This window comes from Rheinheimera riviphila, assembly GCF_004005945.1.
GTDB lineage: Bacteria > Pseudomonadota > Gammaproteobacteria > Enterobacterales > Alteromonadaceae > Pararheinheimera > Pararheinheimera riviphila.
In genome coordinates this window covers 76,088-96,266 of the sequence record NZ_SACS01000017.1, presented here as the reverse complement: position 1 = coordinate 96,266, position 20,179 = coordinate 76,088, and the positions used below count along the sequence as shown (strand labels likewise).

The following is a 20,179-nucleotide window of genomic DNA, read 5'->3' as shown; positions in this document are numbered from 1 at the left end:
CTCCTCGCCGTTACAGTTGCTGAATGGCGAAACTGAGCATCTGATCAACTGCTGAAATGACTTTCGAATTCATTTCATATACCCGCTGACTTTCAATTAAACCGACCAGTTCTTCAGTGACATTGACGTTAGAAGATTCCAGCGCGCCCTGCACTATATAGCCAATCCCTTCAAGGCCAGGTACCCCCTGCACCGGATCACCACTGGCCCCGGTTTGGCGGAATAAGTTCTGTCCAATTGGCTCAAGGCCAGCCGGATTAATAAAGTTCGTCACAATCAACTGCCCAAGTACCGCATTTTCTGCCTGCCCCGGCAATTTCACCGACACTTCACCATCCTGAGAAATGTTAATGTCAGTTGCTTCAGGTGGCACGGTAATGGTTGGCTGGATTTGATATCCTGCACCAGACGTCACCAGGTTGCCTTCGCTATCGGTGGTAAACTGGCCGTTGCGGCTATACGAAATACTACCGTCCGGCATCAGAACTTCGAAAAAGCCAGATCCCTGGATCATCACGTCCAACGCATTGTCGGTTGTCATGTGATTGCCCTGGGTGAAGTTTTTCTGCGTCGCCACCACTTTGGTACCGGCACCAAGCATCAGACCATTGGGTAACTCTGAGTTTTGTGACGAGCGGCCACCTGGCTGATTGACGTTCTGGTACAACAAATCTTCGAACACAGCACGGCTTTTCTTGTAGCCGACTGTACTGGCGTTGGCCAGATTATTTGATATCACGGAAATATCACGCTGTTTGGCGTCTAAACCGGTTTTGCTGATCCAAAGAGCTGGATGCATGGTGTCCTCCTGAGCTTAATGCTCTAGATGATGCGTAAAAGCTGGTTTTGCTGACGATCCATCTCTTCAGCGGTTTTCATCATTTTTACTTGTAATTCAAATTGTTTCTGCAAACTAATCAGGTACGTCATCTCGCCAACAGCATTGACGTTACTGCCTTCGAGTGCACCACTTAATAAATTGACACTGGCATCTGGTTCTGCAACTGCGCCATCTTTTCGACGGAATAAACCGTCGTTGCCTTTAAACACGTCCGGATTTTCCGGCTTGACCAGCTTGATCCGCCCCACTTCGACCATCGCCGTCGCCGGAGCGCCTTGTGGTACCGCCTGAATGCTACCATCGGCCGCGATATCAATTTTCGAAAGCGGCACTGGCAATTGCACCGGACCACCATCGCTTAACACATTCAAACCGGATGCAGTCTGCAAAAAACCGTCAACACTGATTTTCAGATTGCCACTACGGGTATATGCTTCCTGACCATTTGCATCTTCAACCGCAAACCAGCCATCGCCCTGAATGGCCACATCAAGCTCATTCTCGGTGATTTTAATTTCACCGGCGTCAAAATTCTGACTTGGCATTTCGGTCAATGCAAAAACCCGGCTTGGTTGGCCATCACCAAACGCCTGCATCGAACGCGCTTGCTCTAAATCTGCTTTAAAGCCATTGGTATTGGCGTTGGCGAGGTTATTCGCCCGCACGGCCAGCGCATTCATATTCTCTTTGGCGCCGCTCATCGCGATGTAAAGTAAGTGGTCCATCTGCTGCTCCCGCTACCACAGGCGTTGTGCCTGCTTTTAGCTACTGATAACAGCTATTAAGCAACAATGGTGCCAGATCCAGAACAGATAAATTTATCGTGGCAGATGCTATTAAAACGCTAGGTATATTTATTTAAATTCAGATAGTTAATAAAAAATTTATCGAAGTAGAAATTTGAGAGTGCGCTGAAACTAACAGCGATTACAGGTGCGATCGCGCAACCATAAAAAAACCACCCGCAGGTGGTTTTCAAAGGTCAATAAACTGAAGTTACCGTATCTGCAGCACTGTTTGCTGCAGCGAACTATTGACTTCAAGTGCCCGCGAGTTGGCCTGGAAGTTCCGCTGTGCTGCAATCAAGTCAACCAGCTCATTCGTAAGGTTGACGTTTGACGATTCAAGCGCAGAAGAGTTTATCGAACCCAAAGTTCCGCTATTCGCCTCGCCAGCCAACGCTTCACCTGACCGCAAACTCGCTTTCCAAGCTGTATTTCCGGCTTGTGTAAGACCCTGCGGGTTGGCAAACTTCGCTAAGGTTATCTGCGAAAGGAATGTCTGATCGCCGTTGCTATAACTCGCCATTACTTTGCCTGCAGCATCAATATCAATACTGGTCAATCGTCCCACTGTGGTACCGTCTTGACTTAACGAACCAATTTCAAACTTGCTGGAATATTGCGTTGGGAAATTGGTGCCAGCGGCGTTACCGAAGTTTACCGTCAAGGCGCTGGTAAATTGAGCACCGTTGGTCAGGTAGGCAGGAGTATTTATGACAGCCTGCGGTAATACTAAATCAGGAAGAGAAGTCGCCGTCGGTAATGTCGGCACACCATTAGCATCAAAATCCAGCGTTACCGGTCCAAAATAGGCGCCTGCTGCTGGCGGTATTGCCGTTTTGTCATCAAAGACACCGTATACTTCCCAGTTGTTATCTGTAGCCGTTGCGGTTCTGCGAAAATAAAACGATAAAATATGCGGCTCACCCAAGCTGTCGTAAACCGTCGTTGAGGTTGTTGCGCCTGCATTATATGTGGCTTTATCAAGTGGGTTAAAAACCGGCAGTGGTATAGTCACCGGCATCTGCGTCGCATTTAAATTCATCGTCAAATAGACGTTTTGCGTTGAACGTGGAGCACCAGCAGTACTAGGGATTTGGATAGGCTTGGTGGTACTTAAACTGATCGAACTGGCAGAGCCGGTACTTGGATCAACCGGGTATCCCTGCAAGAAATTGCCGTTGTTGTCGACTACAAAATTGTCTTTGCTCAGTTTAAAAGCACCGGCGCGGGTGTAAGTTAAATCTTTAGATGCTAAATCAGGAGTCAAAGCAAAAAAGCCATCACCGGTGATTGCCATATCCAGAGAGTTACTAGTGAATTTTAATGCGCCCTGGCTAAATTGCTGAGCAACTTGAGAAGTTGCCACACCATCACCGACTTTGGTACGACCTGGTGAAAAGATTGAACCTGCGTACACATCAGCGAATTCAGCTCTGGACTCTTTGAAACCTGTTGTATTGACGTTCGCAATGTTATTGGCAGTTGTATCCAAATCTTTTTGTGCGGCAGCTAAACCACTTAAAGCAATGTTAAAACTCATAGTTCACCTCATTCACAAGCATCAGCCTGCAGCAATTTCCAAAATGTCTGACAGTTTTTTGGCGCCAAGACCATATAAATTCAGGGTCATGTCGCCAGTCGATTTTCCAAGAGTGACGCTGGTCACCGGTACATAAGTAGAGGTTTTTAACGCCTGGTTTTCACCTGCAACTTCGGCTTCAACCTTCACCGTGTAAAGGCCACCTTTTAAAACGGCGCCGTTGTTATCTTTACCATCCCAGACGTAATCAAATTTCCCTGCAGGCGGCTCGACAGCTGGCGCTGAACGTACCAGCTCGCCGGCGGCGTTATAGACTTTGACGGTTAAACTGGAGGTATTTGCCGGAACCTCTGCCGACCCGACAGCCTCGTTGACACCGTCAAACACCAGTTTGTCTGAATTCACCAGCACATTTCTACCGACCAGACTTGATGCCTGTAGCGCCTGATTTGAATTCATACTCGCTGCAAAATCTTTAAAATTGTTATTCAACGAACTGATGCCATCGGCCATAGTAAAACTGGTCATTTGCGCAATCATCTGGTCGTTTTCAACCGGTTTGGTGGGGTCCTGAAAAGCCAGTTGTTGAGTTAGCAGTGCAAAAAAATCGGATTGGGTTAACGCCCCGGCTTTTTCGGCATCGGTCTTCTCCTTCGCCGTTCCTTGCTTAAGGCTATCAACGTAGCTTGGCGTCGTCGTTGAATTAATAGTCGACATGATTTACTCCTTATCGTTGGCCAAGGGTCAAAGTACGACTAAGCATCTGTTTTGCAGCATCAGCAACCTGAACATTGGCATCGTAGGAGCGACTGGCAGAAATCATGTTTGCCATCTCTTCCATCACATTGACATTCGGTTTGTAGATAAAGCCTTTTTCATCAGCTAATGGATGACTTGGATTGTATTCAGTGGTCAAGGGCGCATCACTCTCCACGATACCCATCACTTTTACACCAGCGCCCTGCTCTGCTTTGGCCCGGTCAAATTCAGCAGCGAATACCGGATGCCTGCCCCGATACGTTTGATCAATGCTGCTACTCACGGTATTCGCATTGGCAATATTACTGGCGGTTGTATTTAATCGCAGCGCTTGTGCTGTAAGTCCGCTGCCGGCTATATCAAAAACCCGATATAAACTCATTAGGATTGCCCTCCAACAGCTTTTTTCAAGCCGCTGATTTTGCTATTTAAAAAATTCAATGACGCCTGATATTCCATGCTGTTTTGGCTAAAGGCATTACGCTCGCGATGAATATCTACGCTGTTCCCATCGCCGGTATCCGTTTGTTCGACATTGCGGAATTTCACTTCCTGTTGCATATCGGTGGAGATCTGAAAGTGTTTTTCATGAGTGCGGCTGATAGAAGAAGATTGCCTGGACTGCGCATTCGCCAGCGCTGTACCAAAATCCAAATCTTTGGCTTTGTAGCCCGGCGTATCGGCATTGGCGATATTGTCTGCCAATATCGCTGAGCGCTTCTCTCTTAGGAGCATACCTTCGGGGTGAAGACCAAACGCCTTTTCAAAACTAATTGCCATGTTGCTGCACTCTCGTCGAATCTCGATAAGAATTATTAGCAAAACTCAGGCCAATAGTTATAAAGGCTTTTGAAAAGAAAAATGTTCGATGAAAAGCAAACTTTTCGCTGCGGGCTAATCAGGTCTTGCGGCGATAGATAATGCCGGGGTTACACCGGATCATTTCAAAATCGGTATTAATGCTGGATAAGGATTCAGAAGCGCCCAAAAACAAATAACCACGTGGATTTAACGCTTGCGCAAATTGACGGATAATTTTTGCTTTGACTTCAGGCGAGAAGTAAATCAACACGTTACGGCAAAAAATAATGTCAAATTTACCCAGTAAGGTATAGCTGTCGAGCAAATTTAAATGACGAAACGACACATTCTTCCGAATGGGATCTTTTACCCGCATCATGCCATTTCCGCTGTCTTCAAAAAACTTACTCCGCCGCTCTGGGGATAATCCCCGAGACAAGGCCAAACCATCATATTCACCACGTTGACAATGTTCGAGCATAGCATTGGAAATATCAGTGCCAAGAATTTGCACGCCCAAGCTGAATGCTGAAGGTTTAAGCTGTTGATATTCAAGGCCGGTCATAGCAATTGAATAAGGTTCCTGCCCGGAAGAACTGGCAGCCGACCAAATTTTGACGGTACGATGGTCCTTTTCCAGCTCTGGAAGAATTTGTTTCTTTAATAGTTCATAGGGATAGGTATCACGAAACCACAATGTCTCGTTGGTCGTCATAGCGTCGATGACTGCGGAACGAAGTTGCCGCTCAAAGGGACTGAGTGTTTTAGAGACTAAATCTGACAGACTTGCCAAATTAAACCGTAACATCAGAGGACCGAGGCGGCTTTTAACCAGATACTGTTTATTATCACCCAGCACAATGCCACATTGCTGCTCCAGAAAGTCCCGGAACAACTTATATTCACTGTCATGCAGCTCTTTATTCAAGACAGCACCACCATTGTTTAATCAGCATGTAACCACTTACGTACTGAATCACCGAGTTCATCTGGGTTAAATTTGGCAATAAAATCATCAGCACCAACCTTTTGAACCATTTGCTGATTAAAGACGCCGCTTAACGATGTATGCAAAATAACATGCAGTTTCTTGAGTTTTTGGTCCATACGGATTTCTGCAGTCAAGGTATACCCGTCCATCTCGGGCATTTCAATATCTGAAATCAACAGACCAATTTTCTCAGTGACCGAATCCTGGCAACTCGCGGCAACTTCCTGCAGATAGGTGAGCGCCTCACGCCCATTTTTCACTAAGTGCATTGTAACACCCAGGCTTTCAAGCGCACGTTTTACCTGATTACGCGCGACCGCGGAATCATCAGCGATTAAGATGGTGCGATCTCCAAGATCAGCCATGATACTTTCAGTTTCAACATTACCGGTGATCGTCGTAGGTGATGGTGAAATTTCTTCAAGGATTTTTTCTACATCAATAATTTCAACAAGTTCGTTATCGATTTCGGTGACTGCGGTCAGATAACTTTGTCGACCGCCAGTACCTTTTGGCGGCGGCATAATGCTTGACCAGTTGATATTGATGATGCGTTCGACTGAATTCACCAAAAAACCTTGCACGGATCTATTGTATTCAGCAATAACAATAAAACTGTCCTTCGTATTTTCGATCGGACGACCACCAGTTGCCAGGCTCAAATCGATGACGGAAATGGTCTGTCCACGAATGTGGGCGATACCGCGAACAAATTTGTTCCTTTTAGGAATAGCGGTCAGCGGGGGACATTGCAACACTTCTCTGACTTTAAACACATTGATACCAAACCGCTGCCTGCCAGCTAACCGAAACAGCAATAATTCCAATCGGTTTTGCCCAACCAACTGCGTTCGTTGGTTGACAGAATCAAGAATACCGGCCATTTGTGACTCCCCAGAGAAGTTCAGGATCGATTCTTGCAGCAGATAATTGAAAGCGGCAAGTCACTGAAAAATTGACATACTTGGTATGTTATAACCCTTTGCCGATAAAGCATAGCTGAAACAATATGAAAATGTACGATAAATTTTTGCCTAAAATCTGTCATTTACAGGCGTTGTGCGCAGGCCTCTCTTTGCTGAGTTGGGGTGTTTCTGCAACCAGTTATTCAATGTTAGATTTGACAACACACACGACAAATTGGCTGGAACAGCAAGTACCAGATCAGTCGGTAAATAAATTAAAAATTCAGGTCTATCCACTGGATAGTCGGCTGTCAGATAAAAACTGTGAACAATCGTTGCAAATGTCTTTAGTAAACGTACAACTGCAGCGTCAAAATACTGTCAGAATTCAATGCCCGGACACCGGTGGCTGGCAGTTGTTTGTATCGGCGAAAGTTAGCCAGTTGGTCAATGCGGTAGCAGTGACCCGACAATTAGCCGCCGGGAGTTACTTAAGCAACGACTTGCTGGTTCAAACCGAAACCGAACTTTTGCAAAGCCGCGGCGCCTTAGTAAATGATGCTCAATTTATTGTTGGGGCCAGAACAAAAAAAGCGCTAAATCCAGGTCAAATAATAACCAAAAACGATCTTTGTCTTGTATGTAAGGGAGATGTTGTTACAATTGCAGGAGTATCAAACGGACTCTCAGTGACAACACAGGCTACGGCCTTGCAGGACGGCACTTTTGGCGATGATGTCAAAGTTCAGAACCTACAGTCAAAACGGGTTGTTACAGCACAAATTACCGCAGTAAAACGAGTTGAAATTAAATTATAAAAAATCCTAAAGTTTTACTGACTGCTGCCGTTAAAATGATCAAGGAATAGACCAGTGGGTCTGATGAGGGGGTAAATTATGGCTATCAATGTAAATCAAGGTGTGCAAACCACACCGGCGGTGAAAACCGACAAAGTCGATCAAAACGTTCAAAAACAGCAAGTTGCCCAGCAACAAGCGACGTTGAATGCACCGACCCAAAAACAGGATTCAGTGTCTCTGACCACTCAGGCTCAGCAGTTCACGAAAGCACAAGAAAAAGCCAGCGGCAGTTCAGGCATCGATCAGAAAAAAATCGATGATATCAAACAGGCGATTGCTGAAGGTAAATACAAAATTAATGTCGAACAACTGGCGAAACGCATCGTTCAGTTTGAAGGCGAGTTGTTTAATAAAAGATGATTGATCCCTCCCTCATTTTGTCTTTGTTAAACAAACAACAAGAGCACCTCCTGGTGCTTTTGTCGTTATTAAAATCTGAATTAACTGCCATTTCTAGTCGCGATGTCGAGAAGCTGGATCAAGGTTGCCTGTTAAAAGTACAGCAGCTGGAACTGATCCAACAACTTGATCAACAAATTTCCGAACTGCCACAGCTTGCCGAACTAAAAAACCAAAGCTGGTTTAGCGATGCCGTCAGCCAGTTAGATCAATTGCTTGAGCAGTGCAAAGAACAAAATGAAGTCAACCGGCAAAGTGTTGAACAAAGCCAGTTAGTTGTGGAACGGTTTAAACATGAAATTCTACAGAATCGTGGTAAAGCCGGACTTACCTATACTGCCAAAGGCAAACCTGCTGTTGATAGCATTGGTAAAGGCATTAAAGCCTGAAATGAATGAGCTGATACTAACGTTTTAATTTCACCGTCGTACCTTCCCTCAATACTCAGTAAATCTGTAATAAATTAATAATACTTCACTGCTTTGACTCGACGCACTGGCTGCGCATTCTGATATAAATCATAAACTTGCTTAAAATCCAGCTCCATTTCTGTGGCATAAAACTGGCCGACAGGATAGGTTTTTACGACACGGGCGCCGCGGATCACGCCTTGCAATGAGGCTTTGAGTTGCTCATTGCCCATCGCAGCCTGGGCCATCGTCACTTTGTAATCGATTTTCTGTCCATACACTTGTTCCGCAAGCTCTTTGTACGCTTCAAGTTTTGAGGCTTTCATCGCCATCAGCATTTTTTGCTCGTCCGTCTCAGCTTGTTGTGCCGACACTGGTGCATACCCGACAGCGGTTAGTACCGGAAAATGCTCTGGCTGGACCGATTCCCACTGCACTTCTTTATCCATAAACACACTACAGCCTGATAAAAGCACTGTGCTAAGCAGCATTAACATGGATCTGTTCATTGTGACCTCTTGGAAATCATTCGATGGTATTGCGTGCATTCATTCACTAGCACTAGCTTTTCACTGCAGAATTCGCGCCAAAATTCCCGTGTTCGGTAGCAGGCACGTAAATTGCTTTAACCCAGGTAAGATAATGTGGAGAGTAACAACATGCGGACAATTGGTGGTTTAATGCTGGTCATGCTGGCCGGACATGCCCAGGCGCAATGGTACGAAACGACCGGCCAGGCAACTATCCGCAATGGTGATCAGGCGGCCGCCCGCGCGCAGGCCACAGAAGACGCCGTCAAACGGGCGTTATTGTTCGCTGGCGTTTCAATCCGCAGTGTACAGCAGGTAACTGACGGACTTTTGACACAAGAAAGCACCCAGGTGAAAAGCTTTGGTGAGATCCAGCAAGTGCAGCTGGTTACCGAGCGCGCCCACAACGGCGTATTCGAAGTGACCATTCGTGCCGATATCTTTCAGACTGAACCGGCTTGCCCCACTCTTTCTTATAAGAAAAAATTACTGATCACGCCGTTTAAGCTAAAACTGCCGGAGCAAGCGGTGGTTGGCGAATTATTTGAACTGGGCAAAGTCAGCAGCAAGTTGTTCAGTGACAAACTCAGTGAAATCAGTCAAAGCAGCTGGCCGCAGCCACTCAATAATCCAATCAACGGCCAAAATTTAAGTTATCAGGAACGTCAGGCCGTTCAGCAGCAATATGGCGCACGTTACATCTTGTCAGCAACGCTGGATGATGTGTCTTTGGGGGAAACCAGTGGTACCAATTGGCAGTTCTGGTCCAATGCTGATCGGGAAAGATTCTTCCACATTGAAGTGGCTTTGTTTGATTTAGTTGATGAACGGATGGTATTTCAACAAAAATACCAAACATCCGCCATTTGGTCGGTCCGAAAAAGCACTGCCTTGGATCCACAGTACCAACGATTCTGGCGCTCCGATTACGGTAAAGCAGCGGAGCGAATTTTAGATGCCGCAGTAATGGATGTTGAAGAAGCGATCCGCTGTGAGCCTTTATTGGCCGATGTGAAGCAAGTGCGGCAAAACCAGGTTCTGCTGAGTATTGGCTCGGCGCATGGCGTGAAAGTTGGCGATAGTTTTACGCTGATTCATCGGCGTGAACTGACGGATAACTTTGGTCATGCGCAGGAATTGTTAACAGTAACGCCGCTGGTGGTTAAGGTGACCCAATTGAGTCATGAAACAGCCTGGGCGCAAAGTATCAATCATGAACTGCTGGCAAATATTCAGGCTGGTGATTTGGCGTCGGTTGCAGCACAAGCCGAGACTGAAGAAAACGATTCAGTGTTTCCGGAAGCTCAGCAGTAAATCAACTATCAGCTCACGCAAATGGCGGCCCCAACAGGAATCGAACCTGTAACTGCCCCTTAGGAGGGGGCCGTTATATCCATTTAACTATGGGGCCGGTGAGGTACACATTGATAGCTGGACCGGCAATCTTCGTACAGAGTGAGTACAAAACTACATCCTGTTCAGCGGCCGTCATGCTGCTAAAATTCTGCACTGTTGTCAATCGAAGCTTTTATTATCTGTATGAAATTCAGGCAACTGGCGAACATTGCCTGAAATGAAGATTAATCCTGCCAGGCCATTTAACCGGTTAAGGCTGAATTTGTTGCAGTACCAGATGCGGAATAAGGGTGGAAGTTGCGGCGATCACTTTGTGCTGACTGACTGATACCACCCGACTATGGATCTGCAAGCCACGTTTGGTTGCGACCACGGTTCCGGTCAGGATGTAATCCATCCCGACATTGTCCTGAAGCTCTTTGACGTCTCTTGATAATGCGAGATCGCCAGCCGGGCCAATGGTAATACCACGAGTTAATTTGTATTCAATGACATCAACACCATATTGCGGCAATAAACTAACCATAGCTTCGGCGAACTGATTGCCTACTGCGGTCGTTTGTCTGAGTGTCGGGTCAAATTCAACAAAGCTGGTTACACCCACTTTGGCACCGCGTAAAGCGTCAAATCCAGCCAACTTAAATGCCGCCTGCGCCGCATAATCCAACAATTCTTTACGACTGTGCTGCAACTGCGGATAAGGAGATGCGGGTTGTTCTGGTGCAAATACCTGGCCGGCTTCTGAAGGCAGGACTCTGCGCTGCAGACGTCCAGCGGTAAGCTGCATAATGGGCTTCGCATTTGGGTCTGCCAGCAATTGATCAAACTGCGAAGGCTCGTTCGTGCTGTTAACCGGTGTCGCTTCTTGCATCGGTCTGGTATTGACCACTTCTAAGCCGGAACTGCCGACCTGCGGCGAATTCTCTGCTGCAGCGGCACTTTCAGCCTGCATTTCTTCGGCGATCGTGGATGTCGCCGTATTCTCTGTGGCCGATTGATTGGTGCCGGTAGTTTTGGCCGGCTGACAATCGCATAACTGACTACAGGCCGTTAACTGCGTGAGCAGCAATATAATTCCAAGGTTACGCATCTTATTCACCTTGTTTCAGATAGAGTTTACCCGGCAGTGCCGACGGTTGGATCGCGCTAACCACATGCTGCGGCACGAAACTCTGGGCGCTGGCCAGCACTTTTTTACTGGCGACCGATACAATCCTGGCATTCACTAAAGTACCGCCCTGATGCTGCACTAAAGTACCACCGAGCACATATTCGATCGGCTGTTCTTCACGTAACTCCATAAAATCCCGGCTAAATACAAAATCGCCTTTTGGGGTAACCCGAATATAATCGGTGGTTTTGAAATCGACCACATCAAGTCCAAACTGATGAATTTCATGCATAAAACCTTCAGACAGCTGATTGCCGAATAAATCGGTTTGATCATAAGCGCCATCAAGGTACACAAAGCTGGTGACACCAATAATCATGCCTTGCTTGACCATATCCAGATTAGCGACCAGATCGTGCATCATGCCCTGCACATAGTGATTCACATTCACGCCAACTTGCGGCTGATAATGCTGCTGCATTTTCTGCGCACTCATACGGGTGGCCTGATAGGCGGCACCGTCATACAGGCCTGGTGTCACATAAAGCGGCGAACTGTTTTGAACCGAAGGCAGAACCGGCGCTGCCGCAGCACCAGCTGGCATTGCTCGTTGCGGCGCACCTTGCAGCGCAACATCATGCCGGGCCGGCGGGCCTTCAGCTTCAATTTGCGCCTGTTGCGCTTCATCAAAAATACTCAAAGAAGAACAACCAACAATAGCCAAACTCAGGCTGGCGATAAACAGATGCTTAGGTAATTGAGTTTTCATAGGGCTGAAATCCTGTGTTAGTCGCCGCTGCGATACAGTTGTTGCTGGCGTAACTGCACTTTTTCGGCACTGCCAAGCACATTGGCCGGCACCAGATCCGAAGCAGCTGCAATAATGGTATTACTCTGAATATCGACCAACCTGGCATTCACTGTAGTGTAATTTTCGGCTTGATTCAGGGTACCGGCAATGACGTAACGCACGGATTGCTGGGTGGCAAGTTCGGTAATGTCGCGGCTTAAGATCCGTTCGTGATCGCTATACACCTTCACCTGCGAGGCTAAACGCAGCTCTTTCACTTTATAACCACGCTGGCTGGCGACCGTCAGCATACTTTCCTGCAGCTGTAGCCCCAATAAATTCATCGACAGATTATAAGGATCCGGTGCCAAAGATTTAAGCTCGGTGAAACTAACCACCGCAATAGTACCATCCGGGATGGGACCTAAATCCTGAAACAGCCGGTCGGCGATCCGTTCGGTGTAATACAGCACCGGCGTAATGGCAACTTGTTGCGCGGTACGGGCAGAATGCTGCCGCTGTGGTTCCTGCGCGCAACTGCTGATTAGCAGTAAGCACATCACCGATAATATTGATTTAAGCTGGATCATTCTAAGCTTCCCCTAGGGTTGCCGCTGCTGCGCGAAGGTTACACCCGACTTTGTTGCCGCAGATAGCAATCTGTGGCGACAAGTCGAACTGTGGTTGATAGTCGACTTCAGCAAAATCAATGCCAGCATTGAGACTGACGCCGCCTGGGAAGCCATGTATACTGCGCCGCTTTTTTACCTTGACCGCAAAATCCGCAACAACAGGCGCTGACGATGACGAAGAACTACTGTGGTATTGATTTTGGTACTTCCAACTGTACCGCTGGTTGGCTGAACGGCGACGAGCCAGAACTGGCATTAATGGACGGCGACAGCCGTTATCTGAGTTCTGCGCTTTATATCCAAAGACGTAAAGCCGATGACAACGACCAGCACCATGACAGCGACGAGCCTTATATCAATGAAAGTCTGCACCGGCTGCTGGCGCAGGACGCCAAAGTTTTTCTGGGTCAGGCGGCGCACCAGCATTACAGCTCGGATCCGTTAGCCGGTGTGTTTATCCGATCGCCAAAATCAATGTTGGGTTCTAGGCTAACCCCGGCACAAAGTCAGATTTATCGGCAGATCTGTACCTTATTACTTAAAGAAATCAAACACAAAGCGCAGCAGCACCAGCAAATTGCCGAAGCTGCAACCCTGGACTACGCAGTATTAGGTCGTCCGGTGCATTTTCAGGGCATTGACGGCGCTTTGGGCGATGAACGCGCCGAAGCTATTTTACGCCAGGCGGCGGCCGATGTTGGTTTTCGCGAAATTCAATTCGCTTATGAGCCAGTCGCAGCGGCGATGGAATTTGAGCGGAGTTTAGATAAAGAGCAGTTGGTGTTAGTGGTTGATATTGGCGGTGGCACCAGCGATATCAGTTTGATTCGGCTTGGCCCGAAGCGAATGGCGCAACTGGATCGCAGTAGTGATTTACTTGGTCATGCCGGACGGCGCATTGGCGGTGTTGATATGGACATTAAATTGGCCATTTACAGCCTGATGCCGTTATTGGGCCGCGGTACACAAGCCCTCACCGGCCGTCCGCTGCCGAATTCGTTGTTTAGTGACGCGGTCAATATTATTGATATTCAGGCGCAAGAGAATTTCTACCGGCCACAAACCAGCGCAGAAATTCAGCAGCTCATGTTACAGGCGAAAGAGCCTGCCAAAGTTGCCAGATTGGGGCAGCTATATCAGCAGCATTTAAGTTATTACCTGGTGCAGGCGGCAGAGCAGGCCAAAATTAGCCTGGCCGATCAAACTGATACTGCTGTGTCGCTGGCAAGGGTTGAACCAGAACTGTCGCAACTGATTAGCAGCGCACAGCTGGATCAAGCGATTTATCAGGAATTAAACGGCATTCAAAAACTGATTAGCCAAAGTATGACGGATGCCAGCAGCAAACCCGATTGTATCTTCTTAACCGGTGGCGCGTCCGCAGCCAAGGGCATTCAGGCATTATTGCAGACGATGCTACCAGATATTCCGTTGGTGCATGGTGACCGCTTTGGCTCGGTTGGCAAAGGCTTGTGTAGTATTGCTGCGCGCACCTTTCGCTAGTACCGCACTTTGCCCAATCGGCCGCAGCAGCTACCGGTGAATGCAGACAAATTCTGCAATAAACGGCGTTTCGATAGCCAATTAATGCCCTTTTCCGATCCGTTGTAGATAAAGGAGCGGCAAAGATGGTAGTTGGCGGCGATACCGGTTAGAATGCGCGACTTTTTTGTACAGCCCCCCATTCCGGCAGGCTGACAATATGTGGGGTTTTAGATGTCATTTTCGTTATTAGGGTTACAACCAGCCATTCAAAAAGCAGTCGAACAGGCGGGTTACACCCAACCGACCCCAATTCAGCAGCAGGCTATTCCTGCGGTGCTGGCAGGTCGGGACTTACTGGCCGCCGCGCAAACCGGTACCGGTAAAACCGCTGGTTTTGTGTTGCCAATTTTGCAACGTTTAAGCCAGACCAAAAGCAAACACCCGCGCCCTACCCGCGCTTTGATCCTGACCCCAACGCGTGAACTTGCCGCGCAAATCAGTGAACAAATTACCAAATACAGCCAATTCCTTGAGCCAAAACTGAAACACCTGGTGGTGTTCGGTGGCGTCAATATCAACCCGCAAATGATGGGTTTACGCGGTGGTGTCGACATTCTGACCGCAACACCAGGTCGCTTGCTGGATTTAATTGGCCAGAACGCAGTGAAAATTAATGAAGTCGAAGTGCTGGTACTGGATGAAGCCGACCGCATGCTGGATATGGGTTTTATCCGCGACATTCAGAAAATCCTGAATTTATTACCAAAAGTGCGGCAGAACCTGTTGTTCTCAGCCACTTTTGACAACGAAATCAAAAGCCTGACCAATAAACTTCTCAAAGATCCGCTGATGATCAACGTGGCGCCGGAAAACAGCACCGCCGAGAAAATCGAGCAAAAAGTTTATCATGTGACTAAAGGTCAAAAAACCGGCGCTTTAATTTCGCTGATTGAACAAAACAACTGGCAACAAGTGCTGGTGTTTATGGCGACGAAACACGAAGCCAACCGTTTAACTGAAAAATTAGAAGCTGCTGGTATTACCGCCGCAGCTATTCATGGCAATAAAAGCCAGAACGCCCGTACTGCCGCATTGGCTGGTTTTAAAAGTAACGAAGTGCGGGTGTTGGTGGCGTCAGACGTTGCTGCCCGTGGCATCGACATTGCGCAGCTGCCGTTTGTGGTCAACTTCGCGCTGCCGCGTTCAGCCGCTGATTATGTACATCGCATTGGTCGTACCGGCCGCGCTGGCATGACGGGTCTTGCTGTATCCTTGGTGTGCCCGGATGAAATCCCACAGTTAAAACAAGTGGAAAAGCTGATTGGGATGAAAATTCCGGTGGCAGAGCTAAGCGGTATTCCGTCAAGCAATCATAACGACCACGATTTAACAGTGCGCCCGCCGCGTCCACCACGCCCACAAGCGAAAAAACCTGCAGCTGCTGGTCAAAAACCGGCCACAGCAGGCGGTGCTAATTCAGCAGGCGGCGCCAGGCCAGCAGCACCACGTCGGCCACGTCCGGCCGGTGCCCCGGCACAGCAGCATAACGCTGGTGGACACAATGCAGGCGGCAATGGTCAGGGTCAACGCCCGGCACCACGTCGCAGCAACCCGGCGCCACAGCGTCAGGGTAATAACTAACAACCGCCAGGATGACGACTTCATACTCTGCGACAGAGGCTGCATTGCAGCCTTCAAATCAGTCAGTTTTGGAGTCTACAGCCATCAACAACAGCCCGGCCACTTTGGTCGGGCTTCGTTTAAATCAAGCCATAGCCCACAGTGGTTTATGCTCACGCAAAGCGGCAGCCAGGCTGATTAGCGAGCAACGAGTGTTGGTCAACGGCCAGCAGCAACCTCATCATTACCTCATTAAAACCGGCGACTTTATTCAGATCGATGGCAAAGCTTTGCCAGAAGCATCGCCGCGCCAATGCTGGTTGTATCACAAACCGGTAGGCGTCGATTGTAATGTCAAATCTGACGATCCCTATAGCATCGCGCAGCTACTTGCGACATTACCGCTGCGGTTATTTCCGCTGGGACGACTAGACAAAGACAGTAGTGGTTTATTACTGCTCAGCAATGACGGCGCTTTGGCGCATCGGCTGATGCACGCCGATCAGCTGCAGCAAAAAGAATATCGGGTGGAAGTGGATAAGGTGGTGACTGAAGCCCAGGTGCTGCAACTGGCAGCGGGCGTCAGCTGGCAGCTTGGTACTACCTTGTATCAGTCTGATCCCTGTATTGTAAAGGCCGAAAATAACCTGCTGACGATAGTGCTAACGCAAGGCTTAAACCGGCAAATTCGTTATATGTGCCGCGCTGTTGGCCTAAAAGTGCTGACATTACATCGGGTACGGATTAACCAGTTGCTATTAACCCACGCTGTTGGTTGTTGCCGGCCTTTAACTGCAGACGAAATGTTGTTGCTGACTGCGCGCAGCTGACACCCTGTTAACCCATATCGCGCGTGCGACGACGCAAATACCAACTCATTGCCAGCGTCACGCCATACATCAGCAGCGAAGCCACCACCACACCAGACCAACCGGCTGCCTGCCAAAACGGATGTAGATACAAACCGCCACTACTGGCGCCGACATAATAAAAAACCAGATACAAAGCACTAGCACTGGCTTTGGCGCGGGTGGCATGTTGATTAACAAAACCGGTTGCCAGACTGTGCGTCAGGAAAAAACCAAAAGCACTGATAAAAAATCCCAGTACGATACCCCAAATTTGTGGGATTAACGTCACCACAGTTCCCAGCATCATAATGGCAATGCCAAGCGCCATGCCTTCAGGCGCGGTCAGTTTTTTACTGATCCGCCCCGACATGGCCGAGCCTAAAGTACCGGTCAGGTAGGTCAAAAATAACAGGCCTATATAACCACTGCTCAGATAATAAGGCGCTTGGGACAGTGCAAAGCTGATGTAAGTATATTGATTTAAATAAACAAAAAAGTTAAAGCCGCCAATCAGAAAGCACAGTAATAACACCGGCTGTCGCAAGTGAAACCCATTATCCGCCAGCGCCTGACGCAGCGAAAAAGGTTTGGCAACAAAATGCTGTGACGGCGGCAAATACCGCCAAAACATCACCACTAATAGCAAACTTAATATCGTCATCGGCCAGAATGCCCACTGCCAATGGCCAACTTCAGCACAAAACCCGGCTAGCACCCGCCCGGAAATGCCGCCCAACGAACTGGCGCTGATGTAATAACCTACCGCCGCCAGTAGCGCAGGTTTGCTTAGCTCTTCACCCATATAGGCAATCGCGATGGCTGGCAAACCGCCGAGGAAAAAACCCTGCACAGCGCGCCAGAATAACAACTGCGGATAAGTTTCGACCTGAGTGATAGCAACAGTCGCTGCCGCCATGCCGAGTAATGTGAGGCCAAGTAACTGCCGACGGCCAAAGGCATCAGACAAAGCGCCATAAAATAATAAGCTAACGCCAAGCGCCAGCGTCCCAATGGCATAACTCCAGCTGGTTTGCAAAGCACTCAACGCAAAACTGCGACTGAGTTCAGGGAGCAGCGGCTGCAGCGCATGTAGGTTGGCGAACACCACGACGGCGGCAAAGCTTAAGATCCAGGTGATCTGCCGATAGCGCGGGCTATTTTTGGCATACGGCTCTGCCGGTGTTTCTGAGAAGTGATGAGACAAGAAAGGTCCTGTAGCAATACTCAAATTGCTATAACGCCAAGAAACTACACTGATTCTAAAGCAAAGCAGGTTCTGCTGCAGCACCTCTGCGCATCGATTTTTGACCTGCCGTATCCAATATACCCGTCATCCTTGAAGATTCGGGGTTGTTGGCCGCGTTCGCTCACCCCAGTCACATAGGACAACTATGCTCCGGGCCGGGCTGGCGTTCCAGATTCGCTCACTTGCCGCCTACCCGAATCTTCAATGATTTTGGGTATACATTCTGTGTATGATAACGCTCTATGAAATATCTCCCTGCCGTTAAGGATTTTTATCGATGCGCATTTCTTTATTAAGTCTGGCCATTGCCAGCAGTTTGTTGCTGACACAATGTACAGAAGCTCCAAAAACATCTGAAACACCAGCGGCTGCCGCACAGCCAGCCGCCAAGCCAGTCGCCGATGTCGCAGCCGCCAAAGCCTTGTATGAAAAGGCCACCCAGACGCTGTTTCAGGCGCGTGCGTTAAGTGCTTCCGCCTACGGCCTGACCGAGCAGCAGGTTGGTCAGAACTACAAAGCACAATTGGAGTTATTCGACAGTAACACCGAAGGCAATTTGCGCCTGGCGCTCGGTAAAATTGCCACTGAACTTTCTGCAATGCCACTGCCTGCTGACGCGGTGGATGCCGATAACCAAAACGTGATGGCGAATATCATCGGTTATTACGCCGGTGATAGCCGTTTTGCTGGCGGTTACATCGACCCCTGGATGGGCCATTCGGCATTTATTATCAACCAAATCAATGGTCCGACTATTGATATGCCAGGTTCAATGGTGAACTCACATCCGATCAATAACGAACAAGACGCCAAAGATTATCTGGCGCGTTTAGCATTGTTTGGCCCGGCATTAAAAAGCATTAGCGACAAATTTAATACCGATGTAAAAGCCGGTTGGATCCCACCAAGAGTACTGCTGGATAAAGCACAAAATATCCTGAAAAATTATGGCAATAGCAACGCGACTGAGCACCCGCTCTACCGCGATTTTGCGACAAAACTAGACAAAGTTACCACCTTCACTGCCGAACAAAAGCAGCCACTGCTGCAGCAAGCCGCCACTCACATCAGCACCCTAGTCGCGCCAGGTTATCAGCAGTTGCTCGCCGATGTGGTTGCTACCGTACCGCATGCCCGCAGTGAAGCCGGGATTTGGGCGCAGCCAAACGGCAGCGATTTTTATGCCTATTCAGTGCGTCAGCTTGGTGATACTGATTTAACGCCAGATCAAATTCACCAGCTTGGTCTGGATGAAGTGGCACGGATCAGCAAAGAAATGGATAGCATCCTCAAAGCCAACGGCTACAACGAAGGCTCGGTCGGCGATCGGATGACGGCGCTCTCGGAAGAACCACGCTTTTTATATGAAGATTCAGACCAGGGCCGCGCAACGTTATTGGCGGATTTAAACCGCTATATCGCCGAAATGGACCTGCGGATGCCGGAGCAATTCGCCTCCAAACCGCCTTATGCTGTAGAAGTACGCCGCATTCCGGTAGAAGTGCAGGACAGCGCCGCCGGTGGTCAATACACCAGCCCGGCGATGGATGGCAGTAAACCGGGTATTTATTGGATCAATTTGGCTGATATGAAAGCCAACTCAAAATTCGATTTAAAAACATTAACTTACCATGAAGCCAACCCTGGCCATCATTGGCAAATTGCGTTGAATCTGGCACAGGATCAACTGCCATTGTTACGCCGCATCGCACCTTACAACGCTTATGCCGAAGGTTGGGGTCTGTATTCTGAACTGGTGGCTTATGAAATGGGTATGTACAAAGATGACCCATTTGGCAATTTAGGCCGGTTAAAAGCCGAACTGTTCCGTTCAGTGCGGTTGGTGGTCGACACCGGTATGCACGCAAAGAAATGGACCCGCGAGCAAGCCGTGCAATATATGGCGCAAACCACCGGTACCGCTTCGTCGGATGTCATTTCGGAAATTGAACGCTATATGGCCTGGCCGGGACAAGCACTGGGTTACAAACTCGGCATGCTGAAAATTGTGGAGCTGCGTGAACTGGCCCGCACTGAACTGGGCGCACAGTTTGATATCCGGGCTTTTCACGATTTGGTGTTGTTATCGGGCGCTGTGCCAATGAAAGTGCTGGAGCAAAAAGTCCGCGACTGGATTGTCTTGCAAAAGCAGCCGGTTCCGGCTTAAGTTAAGGGAAAGATTTACTGAATTAAAAGAACAACTTAATTTGGTGGTTTAATTTATTGATAAACTGCTGCGGTATATACCCAAAATCATTGAAGATTCG

At 48.4% G+C, this 20,179-nt stretch carries 21 protein-coding genes and 1 tRNA gene; 8 read left to right on the top strand and 14 right to left on the bottom strand.

Translation table 11 applies throughout. The features are described from left to right. Positions 1-10: 10 nt before the first annotated feature. The 8 genes from flgG to EOE67_RS14970 all read right to left on the bottom strand — a co-directional run bounded on the left by flgG (position 11) and on the right by EOE67_RS14970 (position 6,601). Entirely contained in the window at positions 11-799 is a 789-nt protein-coding gene (gene flgG, locus EOE67_RS15005; RefSeq protein WP_127700147.1) for a flagellar basal-body rod protein FlgG, read from the bottom strand. A gap of 23 nt (positions 800-822) precedes the next feature. Beyond that, on the bottom strand, positions 823-1,566 hold the full coding sequence (gene flgF / locus EOE67_RS15000) for a flagellar basal-body rod protein FlgF (protein ID WP_127700146.1): 744 nt from the start codon (positions 1,564-1,566) through the stop codon (positions 823-825). A 271-nt stretch (positions 1,567-1,837) separates the two neighbouring features. Continuing rightward, positions 1,838-3,166, bottom strand: coding sequence for a flagellar hook protein FlgE (flgE, locus tag EOE67_RS14995; protein WP_127700145.1), 1,329 nt, complete (start codon positions 3,164-3,166; stop codon positions 1,838-1,840). A 21-nt stretch (positions 3,167-3,187) separates the two neighbouring features. Then, on the bottom strand, positions 3,188-3,883 hold the full coding sequence (locus tag EOE67_RS14990) for a flagellar hook assembly protein FlgD (protein WP_127700144.1): 696 nt from the start codon (positions 3,881-3,883) through the stop codon (positions 3,188-3,190). Positions 3,884-3,893: 10 nt separating this feature from the next. Beyond that, a complete protein-coding gene (flgC, locus tag EOE67_RS14985) occupies positions 3,894-4,307 on the bottom strand; it encodes a flagellar basal body rod protein FlgC (protein ID WP_127700143.1) in 414 nt (137 codons plus the stop codon). Further along, positions 4,307-4,747, bottom strand: coding sequence for a flagellar basal body rod protein FlgB (gene flgB, locus EOE67_RS14980; RefSeq protein ID WP_231916702.1), 441 nt, complete (start codon positions 4,745-4,747; stop codon positions 4,307-4,309). Before flgB ends, flgC begins: the two co-directional genes overlap by 1 nt. Positions 4,748-4,823: 76 nt before the next feature. Then, positions 4,824-5,654, bottom strand: a complete 831-nt coding sequence (locus tag EOE67_RS14975) for a CheR family methyltransferase (RefSeq protein WP_127700142.1) — start codon at positions 5,652-5,654, stop codon at positions 4,824-4,826. 17 nt (positions 5,655-5,671) lie between these two features. Beyond that, positions 5,672-6,601, bottom strand: a complete 930-nt coding sequence (locus EOE67_RS14970) for a chemotaxis protein CheV (protein WP_127700141.1) — start codon at positions 6,599-6,601, stop codon at positions 5,672-5,674. 125 nt (positions 6,602-6,726) lie between these two features. Here EOE67_RS14970 and flgA point away from each other — a divergent pair, with 125 nt between their 5' ends. The 3 genes from flgA to flgN all read left to right on the top strand — a co-directional run bounded on the left by flgA (position 6,727) and on the right by flgN (position 8,270). Then, positions 6,727-7,440 (top strand): flagellar basal body P-ring formation chaperone FlgA, encoded by a 714-nt coding sequence (gene flgA, locus EOE67_RS14965; protein WP_127700140.1) that lies wholly within the window; start codon positions 6,727-6,729, stop codon positions 7,438-7,440. Positions 7,441-7,518: 78 nt separating this feature from the next. Next, entirely contained in the window at positions 7,519-7,842 is a 324-nt protein-coding gene (gene flgM, locus EOE67_RS14960; protein WP_127700139.1) for a flagellar biosynthesis anti-sigma factor FlgM, read from the top strand. A gap of 53 nt (positions 7,843-7,895) precedes the next feature. Then, positions 7,896-8,270, top strand: coding sequence for a flagellar export chaperone FlgN (gene flgN / locus EOE67_RS14955; RefSeq protein WP_240652833.1), 375 nt, complete (start codon positions 7,896-7,898; stop codon positions 8,268-8,270). Positions 8,271-8,344: 74 nt separating this feature from the next. On the opposite strand, the gene EOE67_RS14950 is transcribed toward flgN, so the two are convergent. Next, entirely contained in the window at positions 8,345-8,800 is a 456-nt protein-coding gene (locus EOE67_RS14950; protein WP_127700137.1) for an LPP20 family lipoprotein, read from the bottom strand. A gap of 150 nt (positions 8,801-8,950) precedes the next feature. Between EOE67_RS14950 and EOE67_RS14945 the strand changes: the two genes are divergently transcribed. Continuing rightward, entirely contained in the window at positions 8,951-10,135 is a 1,185-nt protein-coding gene (locus tag EOE67_RS14945) for a flagellar assembly protein T N-terminal domain-containing protein (protein WP_127700136.1), read from the top strand. A gap of 22 nt (positions 10,136-10,157) precedes the next feature. Here EOE67_RS14945 and EOE67_RS14940 read toward each other — a convergent pair. From EOE67_RS14940 to EOE67_RS14925, 4 genes are all read right to left on the bottom strand, one after another. Then, positions 10,158-10,232 (bottom strand) — tRNA-Arg (locus tag EOE67_RS14940). A 195-nt stretch (positions 10,233-10,427) separates the two neighbouring features. After that, the gene (locus EOE67_RS14935; protein ID WP_127700135.1) at positions 10,428-11,267 is read right to left on the bottom strand and encodes a FlgO family outer membrane protein; all 840 of its coding nucleotides are present in this window, start codon (positions 11,265-11,267) and stop codon (positions 10,428-10,430) included. 1 nt (position 11,268) lies between these two features. Next, a complete protein-coding gene (locus EOE67_RS14930) occupies positions 11,269-12,057 on the bottom strand; it encodes a FlgO family outer membrane protein (RefSeq protein ID WP_127700134.1) in 789 nt (262 codons plus the stop codon). 17 nt (positions 12,058-12,074) lie between these two features. Continuing rightward, positions 12,075-12,668, bottom strand: coding sequence for a FlgO family outer membrane protein (locus EOE67_RS14925; protein WP_127700133.1), 594 nt, complete (start codon positions 12,666-12,668; stop codon positions 12,075-12,077). 213 nt (positions 12,669-12,881) lie between these two features. Here EOE67_RS14925 and yegD point away from each other — a divergent pair, with 213 nt between their 5' ends. From yegD to EOE67_RS14910, 3 genes are all read left to right on the top strand, one after another. Then, positions 12,882-14,213 (top strand): molecular chaperone, encoded by a 1,332-nt coding sequence (yegD, locus tag EOE67_RS14920; RefSeq protein ID WP_127700132.1) that lies wholly within the window; start codon positions 12,882-12,884, stop codon positions 14,211-14,213. 213 nt (positions 14,214-14,426) lie between these two features. Next, entirely contained in the window at positions 14,427-15,836 is a 1,410-nt protein-coding gene (locus EOE67_RS14915; RefSeq protein WP_127700131.1) for a DEAD/DEAH box helicase, read from the top strand. Positions 15,837-15,904: 68 nt separating this feature from the next. Next, positions 15,905-16,645: a pseudouridine synthase gene (locus tag EOE67_RS14910; protein ID WP_240652832.1), complete on the top strand. Its 741-nt coding sequence runs from the start codon at positions 15,905-15,907 to the stop codon at positions 16,643-16,645. A gap of 7 nt (positions 16,646-16,652) precedes the next feature. Here EOE67_RS14910 and EOE67_RS14905 read toward each other — a convergent pair whose 3' ends face one another. Next, a complete protein-coding gene (locus EOE67_RS14905) occupies positions 16,653-17,870 on the bottom strand; it encodes an MFS transporter (RefSeq protein ID WP_206099615.1) in 1,218 nt (405 codons plus the stop codon). A gap of 319 nt (positions 17,871-18,189) precedes the next feature. Here EOE67_RS14905 and EOE67_RS14900 point away from each other — a divergent pair, with 319 nt between their 5' ends. Beyond that, positions 18,190-20,079: a DUF885 domain-containing protein gene (locus tag EOE67_RS14900; RefSeq protein WP_127700129.1), complete on the top strand. Its 1,890-nt coding sequence runs from the start codon at positions 18,190-18,192 to the stop codon at positions 20,077-20,079. Positions 20,080-20,179 lie beyond the last annotated feature (100 nt).